This window comes from Pseudomonas sp. S60 (assembly GCF_016647865.1).
Classification (GTDB): domain Bacteria; phylum Pseudomonadota; class Gammaproteobacteria; order Pseudomonadales; family Pseudomonadaceae; genus Aquipseudomonas; species Aquipseudomonas parafulva.
Genome location: NZ_JACVVH010000066.1, coordinates 1 through 23,231 on the forward strand (window position 1 = coordinate 1; position 23,231 = coordinate 23,231).

The 23,231-nt window shown below is 61.6% G+C and carries 24 protein-coding genes; 14 read left to right on the plus strand and 10 right to left on the minus strand.

Annotated features, from left to right (window positions below; translation table 11 throughout):
• Positions 1–62 precede the first annotated feature (62 nt).
• The 5 genes from IAE33_RS22545 to rplM form a co-directional block, all read right to left on the minus strand.
• Complete coding sequence (locus IAE33_RS22545; RefSeq protein WP_201165301.1) at positions 63–842, minus strand: cytochrome c1; 780 nt, start codon at positions 840–842, stop codon at positions 63–65.
• The gene (locus tag IAE33_RS22550) at positions 842–2,053 is read right to left on the minus strand and encodes a cytochrome b (protein ID WP_028635198.1); all 1,212 of its coding nucleotides are present in this window, start codon (positions 2,051–2,053) and stop codon (positions 842–844) included. The genes IAE33_RS22545 and IAE33_RS22550 overlap by 1 nt, the downstream gene beginning before the upstream one ends.
• Complete coding sequence (gene petA, locus IAE33_RS22555; RefSeq protein WP_201165302.1) at positions 2,053–2,646, minus strand: ubiquinol-cytochrome c reductase iron-sulfur subunit; 594 nt, start codon at positions 2,644–2,646, stop codon at positions 2,053–2,055. Before petA ends, IAE33_RS22550 begins: the two co-directional genes overlap by 1 nt.
• Positions 2,647–2,908: 262 nt before the next feature.
• Positions 2,909–3,301, minus strand: coding sequence for a 30S ribosomal protein S9 (gene rpsI, locus IAE33_RS22560; RefSeq protein ID WP_003251821.1), 393 nt, complete (start codon positions 3,299–3,301; stop codon positions 2,909–2,911).
• Positions 3,302–3,315: 14 nt separating this feature from the next.
• A complete protein-coding gene (gene rplM / locus IAE33_RS22565; RefSeq protein WP_008097538.1) occupies positions 3,316–3,744 on the minus strand; it encodes a 50S ribosomal protein L13 in 429 nt (142 codons plus the stop codon).
• 258 nt (positions 3,745–4,002) lie between these two features.
• Between rplM and IAE33_RS22570 the strand changes: the two genes are divergently transcribed.
• Positions 4,003–5,043: an NADP(H)-dependent aldo-keto reductase gene (locus IAE33_RS22570; protein ID WP_028635200.1), complete on the plus strand. Its 1,041-nt coding sequence runs from the start codon at positions 4,003–4,005 to the stop codon at positions 5,041–5,043.
• 230 nt (positions 5,044–5,273) lie between these two features.
• On the plus strand, positions 5,274–6,194 hold the full coding sequence (locus IAE33_RS22575) for a GlxA family transcriptional regulator (protein WP_201165320.1): 921 nt from the start codon (positions 5,274–5,276) through the stop codon (positions 6,192–6,194).
• Between the two features lie 113 nt (positions 6,195–6,307).
• On the opposite strand, the gene zapE is transcribed toward IAE33_RS22575, so the two are convergent.
• The 3 genes from zapE to IAE33_RS22590 all read right to left on the minus strand — a co-directional run bounded on the left by zapE (position 6,308) and on the right by IAE33_RS22590 (position 9,521).
• Positions 6,308–7,402: a cell division protein ZapE gene (gene zapE, locus IAE33_RS22580; RefSeq protein WP_028635202.1), complete on the minus strand. Its 1,095-nt coding sequence runs from the start codon at positions 7,400–7,402 to the stop codon at positions 6,308–6,310.
• Positions 7,403–7,510: 108 nt separating this feature from the next.
• On the minus strand, positions 7,511–8,860 hold the full coding sequence (locus IAE33_RS22585; protein WP_201165303.1) for a tryptophan--tRNA ligase: 1,350 nt from the start codon (positions 8,858–8,860) through the stop codon (positions 7,511–7,513).
• Positions 8,861–8,885: 25 nt separating this feature from the next.
• Complete coding sequence (locus IAE33_RS22590; protein WP_201165305.1) at positions 8,886–9,521, minus strand: alpha/beta hydrolase; 636 nt, start codon at positions 9,519–9,521, stop codon at positions 8,886–8,888.
• A gap of 135 nt (positions 9,522–9,656) precedes the next feature.
• Between IAE33_RS22590 and IAE33_RS22595 the strand changes: the two genes are divergently transcribed.
• Positions 9,657–10,094, plus strand: a complete 438-nt coding sequence (locus tag IAE33_RS22595; RefSeq protein ID WP_028635205.1) for a YhcB family protein — start codon at positions 9,657–9,659, stop codon at positions 10,092–10,094.
• 68 nt (positions 10,095–10,162) lie between these two features.
• Here IAE33_RS22595 and IAE33_RS22600 read toward each other — a convergent pair whose 3' ends face one another.
• Complete coding sequence (locus IAE33_RS22600; protein WP_201165306.1) at positions 10,163–11,359, minus strand: methionine gamma-lyase; 1,197 nt, start codon at positions 11,357–11,359, stop codon at positions 10,163–10,165.
• A 126-nt stretch (positions 11,360–11,485) separates the two neighbouring features.
• Between IAE33_RS22600 and IAE33_RS22605 the strand changes: the two genes are divergently transcribed.
• The 4 genes from IAE33_RS22605 (at position 11,486) to IAE33_RS22620 (ending at position 15,755) form a co-directional block, all read left to right on the plus strand.
• Entirely contained in the window at positions 11,486–11,965 is a 480-nt protein-coding gene (locus IAE33_RS22605) for an Lrp/AsnC family transcriptional regulator (RefSeq protein WP_201165307.1), read from the plus strand.
• A gap of 112 nt (positions 11,966–12,077) precedes the next feature.
• Positions 12,078–14,750: an S-type pyocin domain-containing protein gene (locus tag IAE33_RS22610; protein WP_236407265.1), complete on the plus strand. Its 2,673-nt coding sequence runs from the start codon at positions 12,078–12,080 to the stop codon at positions 14,748–14,750.
• A complete protein-coding gene (locus tag IAE33_RS22615; protein WP_201165308.1) occupies positions 14,747–15,010 on the plus strand; it encodes a bacteriocin immunity protein in 264 nt (87 codons plus the stop codon). The genes IAE33_RS22610 and IAE33_RS22615 overlap by 4 nt, the downstream gene beginning before the upstream one ends.
• A 196-nt stretch (positions 15,011–15,206) precedes the next feature.
• Positions 15,207–15,755: a bacteriocin immunity protein gene (locus tag IAE33_RS22620; protein WP_236407270.1), complete on the plus strand. Its 549-nt coding sequence runs from the start codon at positions 15,207–15,209 to the stop codon at positions 15,753–15,755.
• Between the two features lie 54 nt (positions 15,756–15,809).
• Here IAE33_RS22620 and IAE33_RS22625 read toward each other — a convergent pair whose 3' ends face one another.
• Positions 15,810–16,760, minus strand: coding sequence for a helix-turn-helix domain-containing protein (locus tag IAE33_RS22625; RefSeq protein ID WP_201165309.1), 951 nt, complete (start codon positions 16,758–16,760; stop codon positions 15,810–15,812).
• Between the two features lie 29 nt (positions 16,761–16,789).
• Between IAE33_RS22625 and IAE33_RS22630 the strand changes: the two genes are divergently transcribed.
• The 7 genes from IAE33_RS22630 to IAE33_RS22660 all read left to right on the plus strand — a co-directional run bounded on the left by IAE33_RS22630 (position 16,790) and on the right by IAE33_RS22660 (position 23,160).
• Complete coding sequence (locus IAE33_RS22630) at positions 16,790–16,966, plus strand: hypothetical protein (protein ID WP_201165310.1); 177 nt, start codon at positions 16,790–16,792, stop codon at positions 16,964–16,966.
• A gap of 150 nt (positions 16,967–17,116) precedes the next feature.
• The gene (oxdA, locus tag IAE33_RS22635; protein ID WP_201165311.1) at positions 17,117–18,202 is read left to right on the plus strand and encodes an aliphatic aldoxime dehydratase; all 1,086 of its coding nucleotides are present in this window, start codon (positions 17,117–17,119) and stop codon (positions 18,200–18,202) included.
• An 11-nt stretch (positions 18,203–18,213) separates the two neighbouring features.
• Entirely contained in the window at positions 18,214–19,080 is an 867-nt protein-coding gene (locus tag IAE33_RS22640; protein WP_201165312.1) for a transporter, read from the plus strand.
• A gap of 47 nt (positions 19,081–19,127) precedes the next feature.
• Complete coding sequence (locus tag IAE33_RS22645; protein ID WP_201165313.1) at positions 19,128–20,642, plus strand: amidase; 1,515 nt, start codon at positions 19,128–19,130, stop codon at positions 20,640–20,642.
• 29 nt (positions 20,643–20,671) lie between these two features.
• Positions 20,672–21,271, plus strand: a complete 600-nt coding sequence (gene nthA, locus IAE33_RS22650) for a nitrile hydratase subunit alpha (protein ID WP_201165314.1) — start codon at positions 20,672–20,674, stop codon at positions 21,269–21,271.
• A gap of 36 nt (positions 21,272–21,307) precedes the next feature.
• The gene (nthB, locus tag IAE33_RS22655; protein WP_201165316.1) at positions 21,308–21,955 is read left to right on the plus strand and encodes a nitrile hydratase subunit beta; all 648 of its coding nucleotides are present in this window, start codon (positions 21,308–21,310) and stop codon (positions 21,953–21,955) included.
• Positions 21,952–23,160, plus strand: a complete 1,209-nt coding sequence (locus tag IAE33_RS22660) for a GTP-binding protein (protein WP_201165318.1) — start codon at positions 21,952–21,954, stop codon at positions 23,158–23,160. Before nthB ends, IAE33_RS22660 begins: the two co-directional genes overlap by 4 nt.
• Positions 23,161–23,231: the final 71 nt, after the last annotated feature.

Consider the following 23,231-nt stretch of genomic DNA (forward strand, 5'->3'; position numbering starts at 1 on the left):
GCCCCCTGGCAGTATTGCCAGGGGGCCGCGGGCGCGTTCAACAACCAGAGACTACTGCGTGATCAATGCACGTCCTTCCAGTATTCACGCTTGAGCAAGTAGGCAAATACGAAGAAGAAAGCCAGGTACAGCAACACGTAAGTACCAATGCGCTGGCTTTCCAGTTTGACCGGGTTGGCCGAATAGGCCAGGAAGGTCACCAGGTTCTTGACCTTCTCGTCGAACTGCTCGGTCGTCAGGGTACCGGAATTCGGCGTGATGGTCAGCTGGTCGCAGGCCTCATGGGTCAAAGGGCTGCCGGTCAATGGGTCAAATTGTTTCTTCCCATCCACCACCGTCTGCACCTGCTTGCAACCGATGACCTGATTGCCCTGCAGGCCAACCAGCACGTTAGGCATGCCAACGTTTGGGAACACCTTGTTGTTCACCCCGTAAGGGCGCGACGGGTCCTCGTAGAAGGCCCGCAGGTAGCTGTACAGCCAGTCGGTACCACGCACGCGCGCCACCAGGGTCAGGTCGGGTGGTGCCGCACCGAACCAGGTCTTGGCATCAGCGGGCTTCATGCCAATCTGCATGTGGTCACCAATCTTGGCACCGGTGAACACCAGGTTGTCGAGCATCACATCGTGTGGGATGCCCAGGTCGTCGGCCACCCGCTCATAACGCTGGAACTTGGCACTGTGGCAACCCATGCAATAGTTGGCGAAGGTGCGTGCACCGTCCTGCATGGCGGCCTTGTCAGCCAGGTCGATATCGACCTTGTCCAGCTCTACCCCGTGTTCAGCGGCGAATCCAATGGCAGGCATCACGGCCAGCAAAAATACTGCAATCAACTTTTTCATCAGCCAGTCACCCTTTCCGGAACCGGTTTGGTCTTCTCGAGCCTTGTGTAGAACGGCATCAGCAGGAAGTAGGCGAAGTACAACACCGTGCACACCTGCGACAACAAGGTACGCCCCGGGGTCGGTGCCAGTACGCCCAGGACACCCAGGATCACGAAGGCAACACAGAACACCAGCAGGAAGAGCTTGCTGATCCAGCCTTTGTAGCGCATGGAGCGCACCGGGCTGCGGTCGAGCCAGGGCAGTACGAACAACACGGCGATGGCGGCACCCATGGCAATCACGCCCATCAGCTTGTCAGGCACCGCGCGCAGAATGGCGTAGAACGGTGTGAAGTACCAGACAGGGGCAATGTGTTCGGGCGTCTTGAAGGCGTTGGCTTGCTCGAAGTTGGGTTTTTCCAGGAAGTAACCGCCCATTTCCGGGAAGAAGAACACCACGGAGCAGAACACGAACAGGAACACCACCACGCCTACGATGTCTTTCACGGTGTAGTAAGGGTGGAACGGAATGCCATCCAGCGGAATACCGTTTTCGTCCTTGTGCTTCTTGATGTCGACGCCATCGGGGTTGTTCGAGCCCACCTCGTGCAGCGCCAGGATATGCAGCACCACCAGGCCCAGGATGACGATCGGCAACGCAACCACATGCAGGGCGAAGAAGCGGTTCAGGGTGATGCCGGAAATCAGGTAGTCACCACGGATCCACTGGGTGAGGTCATCGCCGATCACCGGAATGGCGCCAAACAGCGAGATGATCACCTGTGCGCCCCAGTACGACATCTGGCCCCAAGGCAGCAGGTAGCCCATGAAGGCCTCCGCCATCAGCGCCAGGTAGATCAGCATGCCGAACAGCCAGACCAACTCTCTGGGCTTCTGGTAAGAGCCGTAGAGCAGACCGCGGAACATGTGCAGGTACACCACGATGAAGAACGCCGACGCCCCTGTGGAGTGCAGGTAACGCAGAATCCAGCCGTATTCCACATCGCGCATGATGTACTCGACCGAGGCAAACGCCTCCTCGGCCGACGGTGTAAAGCTCATGGTCAGCCACACACCGGTCACGATCTGGTTGACCAGCACCAGCAGCGCCAGGGAACCGAAGAAGTACAGGAAGTTGAAGTTCTTGGGCGCGTAGTACTTGCTGAGGTGTTCTTCCCACATCTTGGTGGCGGGGAAGCGTGCGTCGACCCAGTCCATGAATTTGCTCATCATGCATTCTCCTGGTCGACGCCAATGACGACGATCTCATCCGACTCATAGGAGTGCGGTGGCACTGGCAGGTTAAGAGGGGCAGGCTGCGATTTGTAAACACGCCCGGCCAGGTCGTAGTGGGAACCGTGGCAGGGGCAGAAGTAGCCACCGACCCACTTGGGGCCCAGGTCGGCGGGTGCAACTTCGGGACGGAAGGTGGGGGAGCAGCCCAGATGCGTACACAGCCCTACCAGGATGAGAATTTCAGGCTTGATGGAGCGCACTTGCGGGTCGACATAGGCCGGCTGCACCGAGGCTTTGGAATCCGGGTCGGACAACTCGCCGGTGATTTTTTTCAGATTGCCGAGGATCTCGTCCGTTCGCCGCACGATGAATACTGGCTGGCCTCGCCATTCGGCGACCATTTGCTGCCCTGGCTCAACCTTGGCGATATTGACCTTTACCGGTGCACCTGCGGCTTTCGCCTTGGCGCTGGGGAACCATGACCCCACGAACGGTACCGCAGCCCCCACTGCTCCCGCTGCCCCGACCACGGATGTCGCGGCTACGAGGAAGCGGCGCCGGCCTGCGTTGACGCCGTCATTGCTCATTCAGTCCTCTCCCATCAGCTTGCTTGGCCTGTTGAACCAGGCTCGTACTTAGGTTGTGTCAGTGCGCTAAAAATTGGCCGCCATGGTAAGAAACAAATCCACACACTGACAAGGTGATTACCCCGGTGCAGGGGGACAACCCACGCTTTGCTTGATCTGCGTCTATGCGACAAGCGGTCACCGACATGCTGACAGGTTAGTTCAGGCGAAAAAAAAAGCCCGGTTCCAAGGAACCGGGCTTTTTTCGACTGCCGAAGCGATATTAACGCTTGGAGTACTGAGGACGCTTACGCGCTTTACGCAGACCCACTTTCTTACGCTCGACTTCACGAGCGTCGCGGGTGACGTAGCCAGCACGACGCAGAGCGCCACGCAGGGTTTCGTCGTATTCCATCAGGGCGCGGGTGATACCGTGACGGATCGCACCGGCCTGACCGCTGACACCACCACCGGAAACGGTGACGTAGATGTCGAACTTCTCGACGCTTTCGGTCAGCTCGAGTGGCTGACGAACAACCATGCGAGCGGTTTCACGACCGAAGAACACGTCCAGAGAACGGTTGTTGATGGAGATGTTACCAGTACCCGGACGCAGGAATACGCGAGCGGTTGCGGTCTTGCGACGGCCAGTGCCGTAATTTTGAGTCGCCGACATAATGAACTATCCCGTTAGATCTTCAGTTCTTGAGGCTGCTGAGCAGTGTGTGGGTGAGCTGCACCCGCGTACACTTTCAGCTTACGGTACATGTCGCGACCCAGCGGGTTCTTAGGCAGCATGCCTTTGACCGCGGTTTCGATAACACGCTCAGGGGCCTTGGCGATCAACTTCTCGAAGTTGATTTCCTTGATGCCGCCCGGGAAACCGGAGTGGGAGTAGTACATTTTGTCGGAAGACTTGGCACCCGTTACACGAATCTGCTCGGCGTTGATGACGACGATGTAGTCGCCGGTGTCAACGTGAGGAGTGTATTCTGGCTTGTGTTTGCCACGCAGACGGCTAGCGATTTCGGTAGCCAGACGACCCAGGGTCTGGCCAGCGGCGTCGACTACGAACCACTCGCGCTTTACTGTTTCCGGTTTAGCAGTAAAAGTTTTCATTCTCTAAAGCCTCAGAGGCCGCCCAGCGAAAAATAGACGGCGAATCTTACTGGATAGTGCACGGCTTGCCAAGGGCAAGCGCGCAGCCGAACGCTGACGCTTTTGGGGGCTCGGGTCAGGCACGCCAATGTTCGACGGGGTTCTTCCTGCGTGGTGGTGCATCACTTCCGCCACACGGAGAGGCGCTGAATTATCCAGATTGCGCGAAAAATTTCAACCTGCTTTGATGAACAAACTTTCTGAAGGAGTATGCAACCGATGGAATACCGCCAGCTCGGCCGTACCGACCTCAACGTCAGCGCCCTGTGCCTGGGCACCATGACCTGGGGCGAACAGAACGATCAGGCCGAGGCCTTTGCCCAGATTGGCCGCGCCAAGGCCGCCGGCATCAACTTCATCGACACCGCCGAAATGTACCCGGTGCCGCCGCGCCCCGAGACCTACGCGGCCACCGAGCGCGTCATCGGCAACTGGTTTGCCAGCCAGGGTGACCGTGACGACTGGGTGCTGGCCAGCAAGGTGGCGGGCCCCGGCAATGGCATCAGCCACATCCGCGATGGCCAGCTCAGGCATAACCGCCAGCACATCGTCGCGGCCCTGGACGAGAGCCTCAAGCGCCTGCAAACAGACCGCATCGACCTGTACCAACTGCACTGGCCCGAGCGCAGCACCAACTTCTTCGGCAAGCTGGGCTACCAGCACCTGCCCCAGGACCACTTCACGCCGCTGGAAGAAACCCTCGAGGTGCTGGACGAGCAGGTGCGCGCGGGCAAGATCCGCCACATCGGCCTGTCCAACGAAACGCCGTGGGGCACCATGAAGTTCCTGCAGCTGGCCGAGAGCCGGGGCTGGCCACGCGCCGTTTCGATCCAGAACCCCTACAACCTGCTCAACCGCAGCTTCGAGGTGGGCTTGGCCGAGGTCGCGATCCGTGAACAGTGCGGCCTGCTGGCCTACTCGCCCCTGGCCTTCGGCATGCTGTCGGGCAAGTACGAGAACGGTGCCCGGCCGCAAAACGCGCGCCTGACCCTGTTCAGCCGCTTCGCCCGCTACTCCAACCCGCAGACCACCCATGCCTGCAGCCGTTACGTGCAACTGGCCCGCGAGCACGGCCTGGACCCGGCGCAGATGGCCCTGGCCTTCGTCACCCGCCAACCCTTCGTGACCAGCAACATCATCGGTGCCACCAGCCTGGAGCAGCTGGACAGCAACCTGGCCAGCCTGTCACTGACCCTGAGCGACGAACTCTTGGCCGCAATCGAGGCTATCCACCAGGACCAACCCAACCCGGCACCGTAAGCCGCAGCCGCCTAGCTTGCAGCTAGCAGCTCACCGCTTGCTGCTTGCTGCTTGCTGCTTGCTGCTTGCCGCTGCCCCCCCTTGCCGCTGGCCGAAAAAAATAAGACGATCCAGCCAGTGATTGACCACTCCACCCTATAAGAACAATGACAATGATGTTTACCCAACCCCCCGCGTCGCTGCGGCGCGTCAGCATCCTGGCCATTGACAAGGTGTTCGCTTCTACCTTGATGCAGGCCAAGGACTTCTTCCACCTCGCTAGCCTGCGTTACAGCAAGCAGCTGGGCCTGGGCTTGCAGCCCATGTTCGAGATTCACCTGGTGAGCCCTGACGGCCTGCCCGTGGAAAGTTTCAGCAATGTGCAATTGCCCGTGGACGGTGGGCTGGAAGATGCGGATGTGATCATCCTGCCGGCCTTCTGGGACGATTTCGACAACCTGCTGCAACGCTATCCCCAGGTATTGCCCTGGCTAAGGGCACAACATGCCCGCGGCGCGGTGCTGTGCGCAGAGGCAAGCGGGGTGTTCTGGCTGGCCGAGTCCGGCCTGCTGGATGGCAAGGAGGCCACCACCTACTGGCGATTCTTCGCCAGCTTCGCCGAACGCTTTCCGAGGATCCGCCTGAACCAGGACAAGCACCTGACCGATGCCGACAACCTGTATTGTGCCGGCGGCGCTACATCTGCGTGCGACCTGTACATCTACCTGATCGAGCGTTTCTGCGGGGCCAACGTGGCACGTGCGGTATCCCGCGACATCCTCTACGAGGTGCAGCGCAACTACTCGCCGGGGCGCATGGGCTTTGGTGGCCAGAAGCTGCACCAGGACCTGATCATCCTGCAGATCCAGCACTGGCTCGAAGAGCATTTCGCAGACAAGTTCCGCTTCGAGGACGTGGCACGCAACCACGGCATGAGCATCCGCAACTTCATGCGCCGCTTCCAGGGCGCCACAGGCGACAAGCCGCTGCATTACCTGCAACGCCTACGGATCGAGACAGCCAAGGGGTTGTTGTCCAGCACCCGCAAGAGCATCAAGACCATCAGTTACGAGGTGGGCTACGACGATGCCAGTTTCTTCGCGCGGCTGTTCCGCCAGCACACCGAACTGTCACCCAACCAGTATCGCCAGCAATTCATGCAGGAGGCCTAGGGCCTCCTGCAGCGGCAAGTTGCAAGCTGCAAGCTGCAAGAAAAAGCCACAGCAGCGCGTACACCGCACTGCCTTTAGCTTGCAGCTTATAGCTTGCCGCTTGCCGCTGCCCGCTAGGGCTTGTGGGGGCGGGACAGGAACTCGTGGGACTGCATTTCCAGCAGCCGGCTTAGCGTGCGCTGGAACTCGAAGCTCAGGCGCCCGCCGGTGTACAAGTCTTTGAGCTCAACCTCGGCTGAGATGATCAGCTTGACGTTGCGGTCGTAGAACTCGTCCACCATGTTGATGAAGCGGCGGGCGATGTCGTCGGTGGCGACGCCCATCTGTTCCACATTGCTCAGCAACACGGCATGGAAGATCTTGCCCAGTTCGATGTAGTCGTTCTGGCTGCGCGGCCCGTCGCACAGGGCGCGGAAGTCGAACCAGGCCACGTCGTCGCAGGTGCGCAGCGCGTGGATCGGACGGTTCTCGATCATCAGTACATCGTTTTCCACCGCCTGGGTGCACTCAGGCGTCAGCGCCTTGAAGCTGGCGCGCATGCTCTGCTGAGCGGCTTCATCGAGCGGGTGGTGGAACAGCTCAGCCTGCTCCAGATGGCGCAGGCGGTAGTCGACCCCGCTGTCGACGTTCACCACGTCGGTGTACTGCTTGATCATGGCAATGGCCGGCAGGAAGCGCGCACGTTGCAGGCCATCCTTGTAGAGGCCGTCCGGCACGATGTTGGACGTGGCCACCAGCGATACACCGTTCTTGAACAGTTCTTCCATCAAGGTGCCGAGAATCATGGCATCGGTGATATCCGACACGAAGAATTCGTCGAAGCAGATGACCTTGGCCTCTTCGCTGAAGCGCTTGGCAATAATGGTCAGCGGGTTCTTCTCGCCCTTGAGGGTTTTCATTTCCTCGTGCACCCGCTTCATGAAGCGGTGGAAGTGCGTGCGCATCTTCTGCTTGAACGGCAGCGCCTCGTAGAAGGTATCGACCAGGTAGGTCTTGCCTCGCCCTACCCCACCCCAGAAGTACAGGCCCTTGACCGGGGTCTGCTCCTTTTTGCCAAACAGTTTGCCGAACATGCCTGGCTTGCTGTTCTGTGCATGCACCAGGTCGTCGTACAGGCGCTGCAGGTGACGCACCGCATTTTCCTGCGCCGCGTCATGGAAGAAGTCGGGACGTTTCAGATCTGCTTGATAGCGTTCTAAGGGAGTCATGATTCGTTAGCGAGGCAACAAAAAACGGGCCGTCACTGTAGCGACCGGCCCGCTTAATGGCAATCAGACTTGCGGCGAAATGCCTCAGCCCGAGTGCATTTCCTACATTCAGCCTTGTTGCGGCTGCAGGGCTGCACGCAGGCTGTCGATGGCCGCATCACGGGCCTCGACGCTGCTGCACTGCGGCCCGTCGGCAACGTGCTCGCCGTTCAACCACAGGCCAAAGCCCAAACCCTCGGCGCGTACATCGGCCTCGCCACCCTGCTGCAGCTGTTTGCTTACAGCCCCGGCGCTCTTGCCGTCGGCAAAACTGCGCGACAGCAGCAGTTGCTCGCCATCGGCGGCCAACAGGCGGAAGCGGAAGCTGCCGTCTTCGTCACGGAAGCTGACGAAGCGAGCACTTTTGGCGGCCTTTTTCTTCACATCGGCGGTAGCCTGTACGCTGCTGCGGAACGAGCGCAAGCCTACCGCTTCACGCAGTTGCTCAAGGAACGGGGTGGCGATTTTGCGCGCCTTGGCAGCACCCGCCAGCAGGATGTCTTCCAGGTCGGCCGGGCGGGCGATCAACTGGTGGTAGTACTCGCGCTTTTCGGCCAACTGGCCGTCCAGCAACTGGAACAGGCGCTGTTTTGCTTCACCCCAGCCCAGGCCTTGCTCCAGCTCCGCGCGGAACTCGGTGCATTGCGCTGGCGTGGAGAACGCCTGGAACAGGGTGAACAGGTGCGCGTTGTCCGGGTCTTTCGCCTCGCCAGGGGCGCGCGAGTCGGTGACGATGCGCGAGATCGCATCCTTCATGTCCTTGGCGCTGGTGAACAGCGGGATGGTGTTGTCGTAGCTCTTGGACATCTTGCGCCCATCCAGGCCCGGCAGGGTCGCAACACTTTCCTCGATCACGGCCTCTGGCAGGGCGAAGAAGTCCTGACCCTGGCCGAACAGGTGGTTGAAGCGCTGGCCGATGTCGCGGGCCATTTCCACGTGCTGGATCTGGTCACGGCCCACCGGCACCTTGTTGGCGTTGAACATCAGGATGTCTGCCGCCATCAGTACCGGGTAGCTGAACAGGCCCATGGAAACGCCGGCATCCGGGTCTTCGCCGTTTTCCACGTTCTTATCCACCGAGGCCTTGTAGGCATGGGCGCGGTTAAGCAGGCCCTTGGCGGCAACGCAGGTCAGCAGCCAGGTCAGCTCGGGGATCTCCGGGATGTCGGACTGGCGGTAGAAGGTCACCGTGTTCGGGTCCAGACCACCGGCCAGCCAGGTGGCGGCGATTTCAAGGCGCGAGCGCTGAATGCGCAGCGGGTCGTCGCACTTGATCAGCGCGTGGTAGTCGGCCAGGAAATAGAACGAGTCGGCGCCGGGCTGCTGGCTGGCACGAATCGCCGGGCGGATGGCACCGGCATAGTTGCCCAGGTGCGGAGTGCCGGTGGTGGTGATACCGGTAAGGATGCGCGTGGTCATGGGTGTTCGCTTATTCAGGCTTGGCTCAGTTCGAAAGGCGTGGCAGCAGCAGATCCTTCAGATCGGTCAGCTTGCCATGGAAGAAGTGTCCGCATTCTGCCACTTTCAGCAGCTCATGGGGGCGCGACAGGTTGTGGGACCAATCGTAAACCAGCTGCGGTGCCACCACCTCATCCGCGTCGGGCTGCACCACCGTGATCGGGCACTGCTCCGGCAGCGGGAACGCTGCGGTCAGGCGCATCACCGCCGGGGCAATCATGAACAGGTGCTGCAACGTCACGCCGTCGGTTTCCAGGCGGCCGGCCAGGCTGGTGGCCACGAAGCCGCCGAACGAGAAGCCCATCAACACCACTGGCAGCGCAGGGTGAGTGGCCCGCAGCCAGGCGGCCGCGGCTTGTGCATCGGCCACCTCGCCAGCGCCCATGTCATGGGTGCCGGCGCTTTGCCCGACACCGCGGTAGTTGAAACGCAGGGTCACATAGCCAGCATCGCGGGCGGTGCGTTGCAGCGTCGAGACCACCTTGTTGAGCATGGTGCCGCCCTGGACCGGGTTGGGATGGCAGATCAGCACCGCGCCACGGGCATCGGCAACGTCCAGGTACAAGGCTTCGAGCGGGCCACTGGGGCCGTCGATGAACAAGGCGGTTTCGCGGACAAGCAAGGCACTACTCCGTGACCTTGGGAGAGGTCGATTCGTCTAGGTGAGGAATTCTGTTCTGATTTGCGATCGCTCGCGGTATACAGCGCAGGTCTGAGCCGTTAACGTAAAGCAAAGCCGTTTATAGAGGAAGGACTCGTGGAACTCTCGCTCCTTGTTTGGTTGTTGCCGACCCTGGCCCTGGTCATTGGCGTGGTCGTAGGTTTCGTCGTGGCCCGCCTGTTGCCCAATGCCGCCCCCAGCAGCACACAGCGCCAGCTGGATGACATCCAGCAGCGTTTCGACAGCTACCAGAACCAGGTAGTTACCCATTTCAACAGCACGGCGGTGCTGGTGAAGAAGCTGAACCAGAGCTACCAGGATGTGCAGGATCACCTGGCCGACGGTGCCAACCACCTGGCCCTGGACGAGCTGACCCGCCAACGCCTGCTGGCCGCACTGCATTCGGAAGGCGCCCACGGTCACCGTGACCGCCTGACCCCACCGAAGGACACGGCCGAAGTGCCCCGCGACTACGCGCCCAAGACGCCGAACTCGCCAGGCATGCTGGACGAGAGCTACGGGCTCAAGCATTGAACCGCTGAACACAATGAAGGCCTCGCAAGAGGCCTTTTTTTGTGGCTGGCGCGCGCGGCTACCCCAGCCTAGGCACATGCGCGCAGGGCCTGCTGCACATCCGCCACCAAGTCCTCCACATCCTCCAGCCCTACCGACAAACGCACCAGCCCTTCGGAGATGCCGTGATGCGCCCGCTCCTGGGGCGTGTAGCTGGAGTGGGTCATGCTCGCCGGGTGCTGGGCCAACGACTCGGCATCCTCCAGGCTCACGGCCCGTGCAAACAGCTGCAAGGCGTTCATGAACCGTCGCCCGGCCTCGATACCGCCCTTGAGCTCGAAAGCGATCATGCCACCGGGCAAGCGCATCTGGCGGTTGGCCAACGCATGCTGGGCAAAGGTTGGCAGACCCGGGTAATGGATCAGTTCGACCTGCGGCTGGGCTGCCAGATACTGCGCCACCTGCCCGGCATTGGCGCAGTGGCGGTCCATGCGCAGCGCCAGGGTCTTGATGCCGCGCATCAGCAGCGCCGCGTCATGGGGCGACAGCACCGCCCCGGTCATGTCCTTGAGCCCCTCCAGGCGGATGCGGTCGACCAAAGCCTGGCGCCCCACCACCAGCCCCGCAGTAATGTCACCGTGACCGCTCAGGTACTTGGTGGCCGAATGCACCACCAGGTCGGCACCGAGTTCCAGCGGGCGTTGCAGGTAAGGGGTGCAGTAAGTGTTGTCGACCACCACCCGCACATCCCGCCCGCGTACGGCCTCGGCAACTGCGGCGATGTCGACCAGTTGCATGGTCGGGTTGGCCGGCGTCTCGAAGTAGATCATGCGTGTGCGGCCGTTGAGCGCCGCCTTCAACGCCGCCGCATCGTTCAGGTCCACGTGGTGAACCTTTACCCCGAACTCGCCGATGCCATGGTGCAGAAAAGCGAACGTGCAGCCATACAGCGTGCGCCCGACGATCAACTCGTCGCCCGGGCGCAGCAGCGTCCACATCGTCGAGGTGATGGCACCCATGCCCGAAGCCAGCGCCAGCCCCGCTTCACCGCCCTCCAAAGAGGCCATGCGCTGCTCCAGCAGGGCCAGGGTAGGGTTGGAAATACGGCTGTAGAAATGCCCGGCCTGCTCCCCGGCAAAGCACGCAGCACCGTACTCAACCGTCGGGAAGGCATAGGTGGCAGTTTGGTAGACAGGCGGCAACAAGGCACCGCCCTGGGTCAAGGGGTCGTAACCGTAATGGATCGCCCGCGTTGAAAAACCGGTGTTGTTATCGGAGCCGCGCATGGCAACTGCCTCTTGTAGGTTGCTCTAAGCTTATGCCAGTGCAACCCAAGAATTTTTCCAAAATCGCAAGCCTATCGATACTGCTTTGGAACAAAAACAATAAATCTGAATACTCGAGGGCAAACCATGCCTGCACCCCTGGACCGCATCGACCGCGCCCTGCTCGCCGCCTTGCAGAACAATGCCCGCCTGACGGTCGCCGAGCTCGCCGACCTGGTATCGCTGACCACCTCGCCCTGCTGGCGCAGGGTCAAGCTGCTGGAAGAGAACGGCTATATCACCGGCTATCAGGCCATGCTTTCACCCAAGTCGCTGGGGTTCGGGGTAACCGCCTTCGTCAGCATCATGATGGATTCCCACACCAAGCCCATGGCGCTGGCGTTCGAGCAGCGGCTGATGGAGATACCCGAGATTGTCGCCTGCCATAACATTTCCGGGCGGTACGATTTTTTGCTGGAAATCGTGGCCAGCGACCTGGAGTCCTTCGGCGAATTTGCCCGCGAGGTGCTGCAGCGCCTGCCGGGGGTGAAGGAGATCTATTCGAGTTTTTCCTACAAGGCGGTGAAGGAGCGGCGCGTGGTTCCGGTATGGGAGAACCGTCGCTAGAAGCGCCCTTCCATCGCGAGGGAAGTCTCTTACTGATTGATCACCCGGCAGCCGATATCTGCGAAAGTTGCCTTACGAAAAGCTGGCCATGTAGCGATCAGGAGCTGACTACATGGCCGAAAACAACCCCGTCGTACTTGAGCCCACTTACGTATACCCCCCGCTGTACTTGACCGAGGCGCTTTGGATCAGCGACACCGCCCCCGACCGGATGCCACTGGCCCCGATCAGCGGAGGCGGTGGATTTGGTTTCGGTGGCTGGGGCTTGGATGCAGGGCGCCCACGCGGCACCAGCCCACCTCGTGTGATAGACACCCACGAAATAGCCCCCAGCCGCGTGCTCGATATCGAGCGCAAGGGCATCGAGCAAGACCATGACGCCAGGTATGCCGCGTCCATCCAGCAATTGCCCGCACAAATAGCACAGCAGAGATCGAGCATAACCGAGGCCGCAAGAGCCTCTGCAACCACCGCGCTCGGCCAGTTGAAGGAGGAACAAAGACAGCTTACGGAACTGATACGCGACACGCGCAGGGGCTATCTGCAGGACTTGCCGGATGCTGTGAGCTTCTACGGGGCGCCATCTTTCTACAAGCGCACAGACTCGATGATGACCCGGATCTATGACCCGGGCGTATTTACAGAAAGGGGGGAGGCATTCGCCAACGAGCTGTACTCAAGGTTGAACAGGTCTGCAGATGGCTCTTACAGGTTGCATCTGAAAGCGAGCGCGCTGGCAGCGCATGCGGCGGATCTTGCACCACTGGCTGCCGCACTGGACCGTATCGAGCTTGAAGAGCCCGGCGTCAACCTGCCTGAAGTCGTGACCAGAAGGCTTGGCCAGATCCACGTGGAAAGAGCCATCGAATTCGACGGCTTGCCGAGTTTTCTCCAACACGAAATAGTCAATACCGTCGGACTGGAAGGGCAGCATCAGCTGACCGACAACCTCGCCGCGCATCTCGCCGCCACGCACGCGCTGATCGCCGCCAAACGCCTGGCCATCCCTGCTTTTTCTTCCTCCAACCCCAACATCACAGGCCCGTTGTCCAAGCCGCAAACGGAAGCCTTGCAGCACCTTGTAGACGAACAACGCAACCGTCGGGCGGGCCCTTTGTGGAAGGACTACCACCTGGCAGTGTCGCTCACCGAATCCATACGTTTTCTGGAGCGTTATGCGAGCGCCACGCAGAACCTGCTTGAACGTACACAAGCCGCCGAGCAGCTGTTGGCAAAACATACAACCGAACAAAGCGCTTTGCTTCAGGCACAGGCCGCTGCGGAGCAAGCCGCTCAGCAGCAGGCCGAAGCGGAAGCAGCCAGACGAAAAGCTCAGGCAGATCTCAGGGCGAAGGAGCAAGCCTTCATACACAAGTGGGTACCTGGGGAGATTCAGGCAGCCGAACGCCCCAGGGAAGAGCGACTGGCAAAAAAGGCCCAACGAAAAGCGCTAGCGGAACGCAAAGCCAGAGAAGCAGCCGAAAAAGCCGAAGCGCTCCGCTTGCGCAGGGAGCAGGCTCAGCAGGCCAGAGAGGCCGCAAGGGCCGCCAGCGCAGCCCGGCGGGTTGAAGCTGAACGTAAGGTCAAGGAAGCTCTCGCCGAGCGACAGGCAAAAAAAGCTGCGCGAAAATTGGCAGCTGAACGCCGTGCAGACGAAGCCAGGCAGCAGGCCGAGGCGCTGCGCAAGCAGCAGCATGAAGAACGCTTGCGCCGAACATATGCTTACCCCGGCCGCGATGCTGCTTCGTTGCCATTAATACTGCCGATCGGGCCAGCCTCGTTCGGTAACCTGTCAACCGCATATGCAGGCCTGCAAGCCGCAATACGCACAGCGATAGCCAGTGTTCTGGCTACCGGCACTACGGCGCTCGTCGCGACCATGTCTCTGGCATGGCCATCCACTCTGGGCAACAGCGAACGGCAATACCTGATCGGTATCCCGCTGAGAAACTTGGCGCCACCAGAGGGTCCAGACCTCGAGGCGCTTGCCTTGTCAGCACCGCAGCTGGACCTTCCATACCTGCTATCGGGCAGCGAAGAGGGTACCGACCTCAGGTTGCACATAACAGCTGGTGGCGGTTCGGTCCCTGTCCGCGCCGCCAGATGGGACAGCGCACGCGGCGTCTACAGTGTGGCGCTGGAGAACCCGCAGCGCACTTTGACCTGGACGCCGGCTGGTCCACCCGGGGCTGGGTTGGGTGGCCCCACCGGTTTCCCACAGGTACCAGAAGGGGTCATTGTTTACACAGGGTCGAGCCTGAACCCCGTTACCCCCGAAGCGGAAAGCTACCCCGCCCTAGACCTGCTGGATCAGGAACGGCTGATTGTCACGTTCCCCGCGGATTCGGGTCTGCCGCCGCTGTTGGTGGTGCTGAAAAGCCCGAGGTACGAGCCGGGTACATCTGTGGGAACAGGCGCCGTCCCCTCCGAAACCTGGCGCCAAGATGCAAGACGCCCGGAAGGTGCTCCAATCCCGGCTCAGATCGCGGATAAACTAAGAGGTAGGGAATTCAAGAATTTCGACGCTTTTAGAAGACGCTTTTGGAAGGAAGTAGCTAAAGACCCAGATTTGTCCAAACATTTCAACCTTCAAGAACTTCGTCGCATGAAAAAGCACGGCTATTCACCTTGGGTGGAAAAGCAAGATGAATACAAAAGCAAACGATCTTATGAGTTGCACCATGTGATTCCAATCAGTGAAAAAGGAGGCGTGTATGACATGAACAATATAGTAGTCTTGACACCTCGCTCACATAATATTACTCACTATGGAAAGAAGCCATGATCTTGAAAGAGAATTATCAAAACTATACGGAAGAAGAATTTAACGACTTATTGATGGAGATCCACCGCGCAATTGAAGATGAGCCAGACCGGGTACTCATTCCACTGATGGAACATTTTGAGCGCATCACCGAGCATCCCAGTGGCAGTGACCTATTCTTTAGACCTGCTGGCGGCAATACCGGAGAACCTGGCGAAGTATTGGGAATTGTCAAAGCTTGGCGATTAGCCAATGAAAAGGAAGGCTTCAAAACTCCTTGAGGTAATGAGGCCCTGGTTTTCCAGGGCCTACCAAAAGTCATATCGAACTCAAGTAGAAAATCCTACACCCCCTTCGGATTTCACCCACGCTCAATCAGCCTCGGAAAGCATTCCCTCCCTGCGCAATTTTCTGAATACTGCTCGCGCACTCTCGACAACAGTTAAAAAAAGCAATTGCCTTCCCAGCGAGTTCAGCATGAATACACTTCTACCGGAACAGATCAAGGCCAAACTCCGTGGCCAACAGTTTGAAACATTTGGCGATTTCAAGTCTGCCTTGTGGAGTACCTATGCCAACGACGCGACCTGCTCCAAACAGTTCGGGAAACACCAGTTGAACCGCATGAAAAAAGGTTGGCCGCCCCGTGCGCCGTTTCATCAAACCCTTGAAGGCTCAAGGTCCTACGAACTTTGCAACCACGGTCCTGAAACGCAATGCCATGACCACAATGCAAGGTGTTGCGGCCGCGCCGCGCCAGTGGAGCAACACTCGCCCAAACGCCTGGTCGATTACACCGCAGCCGAGTTCCTGACGTTGATCCAAACGATAACGTCCGCTGCTGGAACGTCAGCGTATCAGGACGCGCTGCTCGAACATTTCATCGAAGTTGTGGACCACCCCGACGGTTCAGACCTCATCTATCCCCATGATCCCGACGATGAGCAACCCCCTGAGCAGGTGTTGGCAACCCTTGTGGCCTGGCGTACTTCCAATCAACTCCCACTGTTCAGCGATTTGCAGTGACCGGGCTGAGTCAAGCGAACAAAGTGGTATCCCTCCCCGCCTTCGCCACCTGACTTACTGCGCCGGTTCCTTGCTCCCTCGGTTCAGTAAGGAGCACGGCGCCACACCAAATGCCTTGCGAAACGCGTGGCTGTAGTGGGAAAAATCGCTGAAGCCATAATCCAGCGCCGCCTGGGAAATACTCTTCACTCGGCCGCGCTCCAACGCAGTGCGGCTGGCATCCAGTCGCTCTTTCCAGATGGCCGCCGCCGGGGTTTTCTGATGGCGGGCGAAGGCCCGGGTAACGGTGCGCGTCGACACATGATGCGCCTGCGCCAGGCGCTCCAGGTTGAGGTCGGGGTCGGCCAGGTGCTGGCGAATGTAGTGCATGACCCGGCCATGCAGGTCGAGTTCGTGCTGGGTGACGGTCAGGTCCTGCCACTCAAGGCTCAACACCAGCAAATCGAGCAAGGTGTCGGCGTAGCGCTCGCTGAGCACGTCGCTGCCGACCGTACCGTGGCTGGCTGCCTGCTGAATCATCGCCCGCAATGGCAAGACGCCTGGTCGCCGCTGATCCAGCAGCATGCCGGTGCGTTGCTCGATGGCCGGTACACGGGTAGCCAGCCACGCCCGGGGGATACGCAGCAAGTGGTTTTCGGTACCACCCAGGCTGAAACGGAAACACTGGTCTGCGTCGTAAAGAAACACGTCTTCGGCAGAAAACGCAGCCTGCCGCCCACCTTGCTCGAATTGCCCGAAGCCTTTTGGGGTGAATGCCAGCCACAGGTCGTCATTCGGATCGCTGCGCACGTGACCAGGTTTGCGCGCCCAGTGATGCAGGGGTGAGGACAGGGTATAGAGCTCGAGCGCACCGATGCCCTTCACCGCCAGCATGCCTTCGAAATCGCTCTGCGACGCGGGTCGGCTGTCGGCCTTGAGGCAATGCTGGCAGACCACATCCTTCCAGTAATCGAAACGACGTGGCGCTTCCACTGCGACGGTCGAGTAGTGGCTGGGCACAGGCATGGCACTTACCTCACAAGGCGGACTGCGTCATGAATCGGGTGAGTCGCGGGCAACTCGCCAACCGATTTTTCAGCAAGTTCCACGCCAGCCCGGTAACCGCCGCCCCACGCTGCCGGGGCAGCAGCACGCCCCAATATGTGCCCTCCAATGGCGCACGTGGCGCGCGCCTGGCACCACCCTCGATCACGCCTGCCGCCTTGGCGTAAACCTGTCCTTTCCAGCCAATCGGTTGTCACGCCGAACAAAGCGGGTGGGCCTTGCGCTGCATAACGTTTAGGCAACACCGGCCATTTCCCCGGTGCCCTCCAAGGCCATTGCGTGCGGCCTGATGAACATCAAGAAGAAAGGAGCAGCCTATGGAATCCGCGATCGACAAGCACCTCAAGTGCCCAAGAAGCCTGTCCCGCCGTGTGCCCGACGACTACCAACCGCCCTTCCCCATGTGGGTGGCCCGCGCCGGCGAGCACATGCAGCAGGTGGTGATGGCTTACCTGGGCGTGCAGTACCAGGGCCAACACCACCAGCCCGCCGCGCTGCAGGCCATGGGCCAGATCGTGGCGAGCTTCAGCCTGGCCGATGGCCCGCTGAACCATGACCTGACCCACCACACCGACAACAGTGGCTACGACAACCTGATGGTGGTCGGCTACTGGAAAGACCCGGCCGCCTATGGCCGCTGGCTGAACTCACCGGAAGTGGCACAGTGGTGGGCAGCCGAAGCGCGGCTGCAGGATGGGCTTGGATATTTCCGCGAAATCATTGCCCCACGGGCGGAACAGTTCGAAACGCTGTATGCCTTCCAGGACCGGCTGCCGGGTGTAGGCGCGGTAATGGACAGCACCAGCGGCGAGATCGAGGAGCATGGCTACTGGGGCTCCATGCGCGACCGTTTCCCGGTGTCACAGACCGACTGGATGCTGCCCGACGGCGAATTGCGCATCGTCAGTGGTGACCCTGCCAAAGGCGGCCGGGTAGTGGTGCGCGGCCATGACAACATCGCGTTGATCCGCTCCGGGCAGGACTGGGTGGAGACCGAGGCCGAGGAACGCTCGCTATACCTTGACGAGATCCTTCCCACCCTGCAGGCAGGCATGGATTTCTTGCGTGACCAGGGGGCGCCACTGGGCTGCTACAGCAACCGCTTCGTACGCAATATCGACCTGCAGGGCAACCTGCTGGACTCAAGCTACAACATCGGCCACTGGCGGTCGGTGGAAAAGCTCGAGCGCTGGGCGGAATCGCACCCCACTCACCTGCGCATCTTCGTCACCTTCTTCCGCGTGGCAAGCGGCCTGGAAAAACTGCGCTTGTACCATGAGGTGTCCGTGAGCGATGGCCGCCAGCAGCTGTTCGAGTACATCAACTGCCACCCCAATACCGGCATGATGCGCGATGCGCTACCCGCCGCTACCGGCTGCCCGCACCAGGCGCACGCATCATGAGGGCGCCCGGCATGAACAGGTTGCGCCTGCTTACCCTGGGCGCGTTGCTGCCGGCCGCCGCAGCCCAGGCCGTGGAAGTGGCACCCGGTGACTACGAACAGTACCCGGTGGGCGCCACCATCGGTGCGCTGTACTACCAGCACTCCACCAACAACGCGGCCTACGCCCAGGGCCACAAGATAAGCTCGGACTTCAAGCTCAGGTCGGACGTGGGCATTCTGCGCTTGCTGCACGTCATCGCCCTGAGTGACACGGTGACCGTCGACCCACAGTTCCTGCTGCCCTTCGGCCATGTGTCCAGTAGCGGCGATGCGTCGCCCCTGGGCAATGCCGACGGTATCGGCGACTTGATCTTGGCTGCGCCGTTCAAGCTACGGCTCAACGAAGCCCGGGACACCCTCAGCCTGACCCCGTACCTGTTCGTGCCGACGGGCACCTACGACCGCGACGACCCGCTGAACATCGGCGAAAACCGGTGGAAGTTCGAACTGCAGGGTGCCTATATCAAGCACTTCGACGCCCACTGGGCGGTGGACCTGGTCGGTGGCGCCACCTGGTATGGCGACAACGACGATTACGGGCCAGCTGGCCAGAAACTGGAGCAGGACGTGTCCTACGCTGCACAGATCATGGCCCGCTACATGCCGGACACGGCCACCACCTTTGCCGTTGGCGTCGGCCGCACCTGGGGCGGCGAAACCGAGGTCGAGCGTGTGGACCAGGACAACCGCCTGGGCACCACCAACCTGCGCCTGACCGCCACGCGCTTCGTCACTGCGCAGGACCAGCTGCAGCTGCAACTGGGGCGCGACCTGTCGGTGGACAACGGGCCCAAGGAGAACCTGCGCATCAACCTGCGCTATGCACACATCTTCTGAGGCAGCGTACCCCGCATTCATCACCCAATACCTGAAAGGATTGCCCCATGGCCATCGTCCGCCCCACCGCAACACAGGTACAAGACCTCGCCCAACGTCTGCACATGCAACTGAGCCCCGAACAGGCCACGGAGTACCTGGCACTGATGCAAGGCAGCTTCGATGCCTATGACCTGATCGACGAGTTGCCCGACTACACCCCGGTCACCGCTGGCAAGCCGCGCACCAGCCATCGCCCGACCGACGCCGAAAACCCGCTGAATGCCTGGTATCAGCGCACCGAAATCAGTGGTGCCAGCGATGGCAAGCTGGCCGGGCGCAGTGTGGCCCTGAAGGACAACATCGCCCTGGCCGGTGTGCCGATGATGAACGGTGCCGCCCCCCTGGAAGGGTTCGTGCCGGGGTTCGACGCCACCGTGGTGACGCGCCTGCTGGAGGCCGGGGCCACCATCGTCGGCAAGGCGACCTGCGAGCACTACTGCATCTCCGGCGGCAGCCACACGTCCGACCCTGCCCCGGTCCACAACCCGCACCGTCACGGTTACGCGTCCGGGGGCTCGTCCTCGGGCAGTGCGGCGCTGGTCGCCGCTGGCCAGGTGGACATGGCCATTGGCGGTGACCAGGGGGGTTCCATTCGCATTCCGTCGGCCTTCTGCGGTACCTACGGCATGAAGCCCACCCACGGCCTGGTGCCCTACACCGGCATCATGGCCATCGAGGCGACCATCGACCATGCTGGCCCCATCACCGCCAATGTGCGCGACAACGCACTGATGCTGGAGGTGCTGGCCGGTGCCGACGGCCTGGACCCGCGCCAGGCCGCGCCGCAGGTGGACCACTACACCCAATATCTGGACCGCGGTGTCAGCGGCCTGCGCATCGGCGTCCTCCAGGAAGGCTTCGAGCTGGACAACCTGGACCCACGGGTACGCGACACCGTGCGCGCCGCCATCGAACGGCTGAGCGCACTGGGCGCGGTGGTGGAACCGGTGTCCGTCGCCGAGCATCGGCTGGCCGGCGCGCTGTGGCACCCCATCGGTTGCGAGGGCCTGACCCACCAGCTGATGCACGCCAACGGCGCTGGGTTCAACTGGAAGGGCTTGTACGACGTGGCGTTGCTGGACAAACAGGCCGGCTGGCGCAACCACGCTGATGTGCTGTCGCCCTCACTGAAGCTGTGCATGCTGGTGGGCCAGTACGGCCTGGAGCGGTACCACGGGCGCTACTACGCCAAGGCCCAGAACATTGCCCGCCTGGCCCGCGCAGGGTATGACCAGGCGCTGCAGCGCTACGACCTGCTGGTGCTGCCAACCGTGCCGATCATCGCCCAACCTCACCCGCCGGCAGGCTGTTCGATCAGCGAATACGTAGCCCGGGCGCTGGAGATGATCGGCAACACCAGCGCCCAGGACATCACCGGCCACCCGGCCATGTCCATCCCGTGCGGCAACGTGGACGGCCTGCCGGTGGGCCTGATGCTGGTGGGCAAGCACTACGCCGAGGGCCTGCTGTACCAGGCCGCCAGCGCCTTCGAAGCCAGCGTCGACTGGCGAACCCTTTGACCGCAATGCCTGATCAGGAGCCCACCATCATGAGCACATCAGTGCCAACCACCGACACCTCGACACCGGGCCAGCGTGCCCGGGCGCTGCTGAAAGTGATGCAGGACAAGGGCATGGTGCCCGAAGGCTACATCGAACAGCTCACCGACCTGATGGAGAACCAGTGGGACCCGGCCAATGGCGCGCGGGTGGTCGCCCGTGCCTGGGTCGACGAAGATTACCGCCGCCTGTTGCTGGAGGACGGCACCGCCGCCTGCGCCGAGTACGGCTACACCGGCCCCCAGGGCGAATACATCGTGGCCCTGGAAGACACCCCCACGGTCAAGAACGTGATCGTCTGCAGCCTCTGCTCGTGCACCAACTGGCCGGTACTCGGCCTGCCACCTGAGTGGTACAAGAGCTTCGAATTCCGCGCCCGCCTGGTGCGCGAAGGCCGCACGGTATTGCGCGAACTCGGCACCGAGCTGCCGCCCGACATGCAGGTATGTGTGTGGGACACCAGTGCCGAGAGCCGCTACCTGGTACTGCCCCAGCGCCCGGCCGGCAGCGAGCACCTGGATGAAGAGGCGCTGCGCCGCCTGGTCACCAAGGATGTGCTGATCGGCGTCGCCCTGCCCGTGGTGCGCTAGGCGCACCTTTTCCCCATTCCACACAGGTAAAGCGCAATGGACGGATTTCACGATCTCGGCGGTTTTCAGGGCTTCGGCAAGGTCGCCCACCGCATTGACACCCTCAGCTACAAACCGGTCTTCAAGGAAGACTGGGAGCACCTGGCGTACAGCCTGATGTTCGTGGCCAGTGACCACCTTGGCCTGTTCAGCATCGACGAGGCCCGCCATGCCGTGGAGCGCCTGGATGTGCGCCAGCATGTGGGCACCACCTATTACGAGCGCTATGTCATCGCCACCGCCTCGCTGCTGGTGGAGGCGCAGGCCATCACCCAGGAGGCGCTGGACGAAGCCCTGGGCTCACCGTTCAAATTGGCCAACCCGCCCCACAGCAAGGGGCGGGTGGCCATCACCGACCGCCCGCCGTTCGAGGTGGGCCAGCGGGTACGGGTACGTGACGAGCGCTTCGCCGGCCACGTGCGTTGCCCCGCCTACGTGCGGGGCAAGGAAGGCGTGGTGCTGCACCGCACCCGCGAACGCTGGCCGTTCCCCGACAGCATCGGCCACGGTGACCGCTCGGCGGCGCTGCAACCCACCTACCACGTGCAGTTCGAGGTGCGGGACCTGTGGGGCGAGGCGGCAGACGACGGGCGTGTGGTGGTCGACCTGTTCGAGAGCTACCTGGACCCGGTGCAGCCGGCATGAGCCGTGCAGCCGACAACCCCCTTCGGCTGCCCGTGACCGTACTGTCGGGTTTTCTCGGCGCAGGCAAGACCACCCTGCTCAACCACATCCTGCATAACCGCGAGGGGTTGCGGGTGGCGGTCATCGTCAACGACATGAGCGAGGTGAACATAGACGCCGAGAACGTTGGGCGTAACGTCACCCTGGAGCGTGGCAGCGACCGGCTGGTGGAGATGACCAACGGCTGTATCTGCTGCACCCTGCGCGCCGACCTGCTGGAGCAGGTAAGCGCGCTGGCCAGGGCCGGCTGCTATGACTACCTGCTGATCGAATCCACGGGCATCTCCGAGCCCATGCCGGTGGCCGAAACCTTCGCCTTTCTCGACCGTGACGGGTTCAGCCTGAGTGAGTTGGCGCGCCTGGACACGCTGGCCACGGTGGTCGACGCCAGCAGTTTCGAAGGTTTGTTGGGTGCCGCTGCCCCGGCCGGGGGTGAGCCCGGGCAGCGGCCGCTGGGCGACCTGCTGGTCGAACAGGTGGAGTATGCCGACGTCATTCTGGTGAACAAACTCGACCTGCTGGAACCCCAGCGCTACCCGGCGCTGGAGGCCCTGCTGCGCCAGTTGAACCCGCGTGCGCGCATCGTGCCAATGGTGCGCGGCGAAACAGACCTGGCCAACGTGCTGGGTACGCACCTGTTCGACCTGCCGAGCCTGGTGCAGTCGCCGGGCTGGATGCAGCAGATAGACCGTGCGGCACAGCCGGAACCGGAATCGGAAACCTACGGCATCACGTCATGGGTGTACCGAGAGCGCGCGCCCTTCCATCCGCAACGGCTGCGGGCGTTGTTCGAACAACCGTGGGCACACGGGCATCTGCTGCGCTGCAAAGGCTATTTCTGGTCGGCCAGCCGGTTTTTCGAAATCGGCATGCTGGCGTTGAGCGGCGGGCGGTTCGAGTGGGAATACAGCGGGCGCTGGTGGCGCTTCGTCGAGCAGGCACAGTGGCCGCTGGAAGCCTATCGGCGCCAGGCGATCATGGGCAAATGGGATGAAAACGTGGGCGATTGCCGGCAGGAAATCGTGTTCATCGGCCAAGGGCTGGACGTTGATGCGCTGAGGGTGGCGCTGGATGAATGCTTGCTGAGCGAGGAGGAGATCTTGGCGGGGCCGGAGAGCTGGGTACAGCTGGAAGATCGCGAGCTGCGCTCTCGCGCAGAGCATTGATTTCGCAAGCAAGCCCGCTCCCTGTGGGAGCGGGTTTACCCGCGAAGCAGACAGCGCGGTGGAGGGCACCG